The sequence below is a fragment of the Acidihalobacter sp. genome, assembly GCF_037381185.1.
GTDB lineage: Bacteria > Pseudomonadota > Gammaproteobacteria > DSM-5130 > Acidihalobacteraceae > Acidihalobacter_A.
In genome coordinates, this window is the sequence record NZ_JARRQY010000098.1 from 1 (window position 1) to 6,506 (window position 6,506).

General features: G+C 56.4%; 7 protein-coding genes. 5 read left to right on the forward strand and 2 right to left on the reverse strand.

The genetic code is table 11. The annotated features are described in order from the left end of the window. Positions 1-180: hypothetical protein (locus P8014_RS20095; protein ID WP_337819116.1), on the reverse strand; the 180-nt coding region annotated here is incomplete at its 3' end. Between P8014_RS20095 and P8014_RS20100 the strand changes: the two genes are divergently transcribed. The 5 genes from P8014_RS20100 (at position 170) to P8014_RS20120 (ending at position 5,903) form a co-directional block, all read left to right on the forward strand. After that, a complete protein-coding gene (locus P8014_RS20100) occupies positions 170-490 on the forward strand; it encodes a hypothetical protein (RefSeq protein WP_337819117.1) in 321 nt (106 codons plus the stop codon). The genes P8014_RS20095 and P8014_RS20100 overlap by 11 nt on opposite strands. Positions 491-975: 485 nt before the next feature. Next, positions 976-1,347, forward strand: coding sequence for a hypothetical protein (locus P8014_RS20105; RefSeq protein WP_337819118.1), 372 nt, complete (start codon positions 976-978; stop codon positions 1,345-1,347). Between the two features lie 15 nt (positions 1,348-1,362). Continuing rightward, positions 1,363-1,884, forward strand: a complete 522-nt coding sequence (locus tag P8014_RS20110) for a hypothetical protein (RefSeq protein WP_337819119.1) — start codon at positions 1,363-1,365, stop codon at positions 1,882-1,884. Between the two features lie 1,192 nt (positions 1,885-3,076). Beyond that, positions 3,077-4,726, forward strand: coding sequence for a hypothetical protein (locus P8014_RS20115; protein WP_337819122.1), 1,650 nt, complete (start codon positions 3,077-3,079; stop codon positions 4,724-4,726). Continuing rightward, complete coding sequence (locus P8014_RS20120) at positions 4,716-5,903, forward strand: hypothetical protein (protein ID WP_337819120.1); 1,188 nt, start codon at positions 4,716-4,718, stop codon at positions 5,901-5,903. The genes P8014_RS20115 and P8014_RS20120 overlap by 11 nt, the downstream gene beginning before the upstream one ends. A 74-nt stretch (positions 5,904-5,977) precedes the next feature. Here the strand turns inward: P8014_RS20120 and P8014_RS20125 are convergent. Then, positions 5,978-6,506: thiamine pyrophosphate-dependent enzyme (locus tag P8014_RS20125; protein WP_337819121.1), on the reverse strand; the 529-nt coding region annotated here is incomplete at its 5' end.

The following is a 6,506-nucleotide window of genomic DNA, read 5'->3' on the forward strand; positions in this document are numbered from 1 at the left end:
ATCAAGTCTCGTCTGCCCAAGCGCCAGCGGCGACTGCTGCGCGCCAACGACGAACGGATGTTCGAGCGCATTCGACGCACTGGACGGGCTTCCCGGCTCGACGTCGGGTCCAGTGTCGAGGCCACCGATCTGGTCCGCTTCGCGGCACGCAAAGTTTCTTGGGAATGGGTTGGCCGTCATCGACTTCGGCAGTCGCGTGGGCGATATTTACACGGACTACAAGGCTGGTGGTAATTGGGAAAGGGAAATGTTCGTCCAATCGCTGAGTTTCACGATGACTGCACTAACAGGATCCATCGCAACTTCTGTCGGCATGTATGCCTTAGGTTTTGTAGTTGCATTAACACCGATTGGATGGGTGGGACTGGTTATCGGTGGCTTGATAGTAGCTGGTGTGGCAGCAACAGGCTCGGTTGGCGTGAATAATTTATCCGAGCATTACGCCGGAACGCTATATGACAAAATTATGCATTGGCTATCCAGCTTATGAGTAATAACGCGGTACTAGTTTTGTTCGGTGTGTTTTCGCTTGTGGGTATCGTGGCAGCCATCCTATGGGTCGTTTTCGGAGAAGTTACCGTCAGGAGACTGAGGACAAATTCCGAGACTAGAGGAAAGCTTGGGGCGGAACTATATAGCGGCTGGGATATTGTAACCGTTGCACAAGCCCTTTCGATGCCCAAGTGGATAGCGCGACGGTCTGGGACACTATACGGCATGCTGCCCGACACCAAACTACTGTATAGGCATACTACAAAATTCGACCGCATCCTAGCCCGAGCATTCTATTGGACAGGCGTTGCGGCAACACTCGGTTTGTTCTCATGTGTACTGCTCTCCTGGATAGCGGCTTAAATTAAAGCTGTCATGGACAAATAATGTGTCAGCATGCCACTTGGAGCAGATATTTGACTGCGTCTGAGAATGCGATAAAGGAAGGTTCTACGACAAAATTATGGCCAGGATGCCACAGCCATGACTCATGAGGAGATTGATACGACTTTAGGCCTTCTAGCTTTATTATCCATAATCATCGCCTTGATTCTTCAAGTTGTTTTTGGACAAATCACTGTTAGGCGGTTGAGAAAAAACCCAGAAACAAAACATAAACTGGGAATGGAGTATGTAAGCGGGATGGACATCGTGGGCGTCGCGCAGGCGCTCTCCTGGCCAAAATCGCTTACGTTTCGTTCCAGCAAAAGAACTTTTAGCCTACTCCCGAATGCTGAGATGCTTTATAAGCATACGACGAAAATGGATCGTTTCATCGGCAGACTTTTTTATTGGACACTCATTGAAGCGGTGGTTTGCGTACTCATCTGGATAGCCGTGACAAGCATCAATTAAGTCCGATTGGCCAAAATGGCTACGTTCGAGGCTATAGAAGCTGCCGCTCTTGCAGTTACACCAACCGGCTGGATTTCGATCACCTCAGACCTTGCAGCAGCAAGACATCGGGAAAACATGGGGCCGTTACGACGATATCCTGCATTGGCTGTCCAGATTATGGATCATTTCTTTTCTATAGCTTCCTCGATCGTTTTAGATATTGCATTTCTTGCAATGTTCATCGCGATTATTCTTTGGGTTGTTTTTGGCCAAGTCACCGTTAGACGTTTACGGAAAAACCCCGAAGTCAAGAACCACCTTGGCTTAGAGTTCTACAGTGGGTGGGACATTATGAGCGTAGCTCAAACCTTATCTTTACCAAAATGGATTGTACGCAGGCGCGGGACATTTTACGGACTTCTTCCAGACCACAATCTACTTTACACCCACACCACGAAACTCGACAGGATTCTAGGACGAATATTTTATTGGACACTAATATTTGCAATATCAGGAATATTCTTGTGCGGCTTCATTCCGTGGATATTTTCCTAACCCCCTTCGAGAGAATAGCGAAGCAGCAGCCCCCCACCAAGTTTCAAGAGAAGCGCCAGTCTCAGCCTTAAGGCCGCCAGCTGGATAAACCTAGCCACCGGGAACTTAAATGCAGCCGAGATGGCGACATAAGAAACGGCAAGTACGAATCACTTCCCAGAGCACCGTACCGAAACGCCACACAAAAAATCATGCGACTGTTATCCAGACAATGAATAGCAACAGCCTACTAGCCTTATTCTTAGCCGGCCTTTTAGGCATGATGGTTACGTCGATATTATGCATCGCATTTGGAGAAACAACCATCAAAAAACTTAAAAACAATGATCAATTGAAGAGCGGCTTAGACCATAAGTTAACTGGCTACCCAAACATTATAGGCGTTGCACAAGCCCTCTCCTTGCCAAGATGGGCGACATATCAATTTGTAAAATTTTTCAGCATGTCACCAGACCCCAACGTACTTTACATGCATACTACAAAACTTGATCGCGTCTTGGGACGAGTATTTTATTGGACACTAGCGACCTCCGTTTCATGCGAAATTGCCTGCATCTTTCTTTAGCCCCCCCATAATATACAGACCATCATGCTTATCTTTGAGTACGAATCCCAAGAAAACACTCCGATAAGGGTGTTGTTTTGGCTGATAGTGAGGCACGGAGAAAATCTCCGCGGCTGGAAGTTTCAATACGACGAACCTCAGTACTCCATGATATGGACTCCCACTTTCTCAAAAAATCTATGGATCAGACACCCCAATGTCACTGCCACATTGCATGAAGTTGAAAAATCCATAACCTACTGCGCGGTAACAATGCTGAACCTTGGAGACCGTGATCCACTAGGTGCATTCAAAAAAGTCAACGACAAAACATACAAAAGGCTTATTTTGAATGCCTTTGAATAACCAGAAGTTATCAAAACATGAAACACCTGAGGGAACGCCTGCGAGAAAACCCTCGGTTCGGACCTTGGCGTCATCAGACTTGCAATCGCCCCCCTGTCTTCTTTCAGCATCAAGCGTTGAAAGCTACCGTTTTAGGTTCAAATTCGTGCGTCAGTAGCGTCTGGACTCTTGTTCCGATTGCAGTGCACGCGTGCGTCTTCAGTCAGACATGATTTCAAACCCTCCCGGCGCGCGCCCTCACTTGACTCGAACCGGAACATGTATCCTGTGATTGTCACCGTCATGCTTCGACGGAACAGGGAACTCGGAGAGAGAAAGTTCGGTCGAAGTCGAGTTACATCGCGCGTAATTCAACACGCTCGATGCGACAAGAACCAGATTCCCCGGAGAAAGACGATCCTCGCGCAAAACCTCACGAAACAGGAACAGCTCGCCCATCTATCCGAGCAGTACGATTACCCGATCGTCGAGTACGACGAGGGGTTGACAGCCTCGCAATCGATTCTGCGACGGCTGGACGTCGACACACTCAGAGCCGAACTCTGGCTACCGCTGACGTGGGACAAGGACCGCGCCGAGGTCGTCGCCTGCACGCCCGACGATGCGGAGCTGCGGCGCCGCATCCGCGCAACGCTCGGCGTCGACGACATCACGTTCCGCGTCGCCACGCGCGCCGACCTCGTCCGCCTGATCGAAAACAGCGCGGACCTGAACCCCGAATTCCCGGTCACGGGCGGACGCACGCCGCTGGCCAAGGTGCGCACGTATCTGGCCGTGCTCCGCACCCGCTACGCGGACCAGCGCACGCAGTTGGCGCGCGGTCGCACCGGGCTCGCGCTCACCCGCACGGGGCTGGCCTTCGTCAGCATCGCGGTGGGATTTCTGCGCTTGCTCGGCGGCGGCGTGCTGCTGTGGTTCGAAGTTCCGTTGCTGATCCTGGGCATGGCCGCAGTCATCAACGGCATGGTCTGGTATCTGCCGACACGCAGACATGCGCAGGCCATCAAGCCCTATCCGCCCTACGACGTTCCGGACGACTACACCGCGCTGGAAGTTTCCGATCCGGGCGGTACCTTCGACTTTCAAAGAAGCGCCGTGGTCGACAGCGCCGGCGTGCTGCGCGAGCACTGGGACGCGCTCTCGCCCGTCGAGCGGCGCCGCTTCCTGGCCAACGACCGCACCACGCTTGCCGAGGAGCGGACCGTGCTGGCCTATCTGCGCACCATGATGGCCAAGGCGCGCACCGGGCTCGCGTTCTCACGCACCGGCGCCGCCTTCGCCGGGATAGGCATCGCCTTCATCCGCAAGTTCCACCCCGGCCCGTGGTCGGTTTTCGACTGGGCCCTGATCGCCATCGGTGTGCTGATGCTGGCCGAAGGCTTCCATTGGTACCGGCCGGGGCGGCACGCCGGCGATGCCGCGCTGGAAAACGTCAGCAAGGTCAGCGGCCGGCGCGGCCTGTGGGATACGATTTTCCCGTCCTCGTGCCTCTACGCCGCGCTGCGCGACCCGGTGGAGGAAGCGAATGCCGCCGATGCATGCCCTGGTGTGTGGGCCACCACCGGGCTGGCGCTGGAGCGCACCACGCTGGCCGACAAGCGCAACGCGATGTCGCACCTGCGTACGGTGATGGCGCGCGCGCGCACGGGCATGGCGTTCATCCGCACCGGCTTCAGCATAATGTCGATCGGCGCCGGCCTGTTCATCTATTTCGGCTTCTTCGGCAGGGCGAACACGCTCTGGTCCGCCTTCGACATCGCCCTCGTCCTGATCGGCCTGTACCTGATCGCGGACGGGCTGCGCTGGTATGTGCCCGCCGAACGGATCAAGCGCCGCTCGTCCTTTTGCGACGAGGATTTCGAGATCGCCGACGCCGACTACAGCGAGCCGAAAGTCGCCTGGAACAGAGAGCACTACCGCCATGGCGACTGAAACGAACCCGTACAGTGCCCTGGTCGAAGACGGCGTTATCGATGCCGCGCTGCTCGACGCCGCGCAGCGCAGCGCGACCGCTCGGGGCGTCGACCTGGAGCGCGTGCTGCTGCAGGAATACGGCGTTTCGCGCTGCGAGCTGCTGACCTCCCTGTCCAGACACTACGATTGCCTGACCGTACAGTACGACGAACGGCTGCCGGTGCCGTCGCACCTGTTCGCGGGGCTGGACGGCAAGGTGCTGCGCGCCGGCGGCTGGTTCCCGGTGATGCAACTGGGCGAGACCGTGGTGATCGCCGCCGCCGATCCACGCAGCGAGGCGCTGCGCGAGCAAGTCAGACAGCTCGTTCCCGCCGCGGACTACGAGTTTCGCGTCGCGCTCAACGAGGACGTGTGCTGGTACATCCAGGACTATCTCCACGCGAAGGCGGAGCTGCTCATTGGCATCGAGCGCACCGGCCTGGCCTACTGGCGCAACACCATGGCCCTGTGGCGCACCAAGCTCGCCTGCCACCGCACCGGCCACGCCCGGGCGCGAACCGCGATGAAGCTGTTGCGCTGGGGGCTGGCGATGGTGGCGTTGTCGAACGCGCTGACGCGCATGGACCACAACGTGCTGGCGCCGCATCATCTCGCCGTGCTCGTGGCCGGTATCGTGCTGGCCGGCGTCGGCCTGTTCGATTACCTCAAGGTCCGCGGCTCGCGCATGGACCTGCCCTGCCAAAGCGTTCTGATGGACATCACCGAGAAGAACATCCGCTTTACCGAGCGCTATCATCTGGATGACGCACCCGCCAGAGCGGCGAACGAACCGCTGCTGGCCCGGCTCACCGCCGCAATTCCGCAGTATTGCACCATCCTGCGTCCGGTCCCGGCCAGCAAGGAGCGCACGCATCTGGCGCGCGAGCGCAATCTGCTCGCTGCGCAACGCACCATCGCCGCCAGCCACCGGACATCGTATGCCCGCGCCCGAACGGGGCTGTCGCTGATCCGCACCGGCGTGTCCTTCATCGGTCTGGGGATCGCGATGAACAAGCTGCTGGGAGGCGGGCCCTACAGCATCACCGACTACATCCTCGCCGGCGCGGGGTTCCTGATGCTGATCGACGGCCTGCTCTGGTATCTGCCGGTGCACAAGCTGAAATACGGCATGGGCCGGGAGATCAGGGATCCTTAGGGACTGTTCACACTATTGCGCGGTGCCCGACCGTTCCGACCGCAGCTAACGGCCGCGTTCGGAATTTCAGATCATCAGACCAACTCACTCCCAGGTGACAGATACATCTCATGATGCCCCTTGCCCGCGGCAATCATCGGATAGACATTTTCAGTCGGGTCGACCACCACATCAAGGAACACCAGGCGGTCTTTATGGGAGAAGGCCTCTTTCATCGCCCCTTCCAGATCCTCCGACTTCTCGACCCGCATGCCGATGTGACCATAAGACTCCGTCAACTTGACAAAATCCGGTGTCACGCTCATCACCGACTGGGAGTAGCGGCTGTCGTAGAAGAACTCCTGCCACTGACGCACCATCCCCATATAGCCATTGTTCAGCAGAATGATCTTGATCGGCAGATCATACTGCAGACAGGTGGCAAGCTCCTGGATACACATCTGAATACTCGACTCACCGGTGACCACCGCCACATCCGCCTTGGGATGGGCCATCTGCACACCGATCGCCGCCGGCAGACCAAAACCCATGGTGCCCAATCCACCGGAGTTGATCCAGCGACGGGGTTTGTCAAAGCGATAGAACTGGGCGGCAAACATCTGG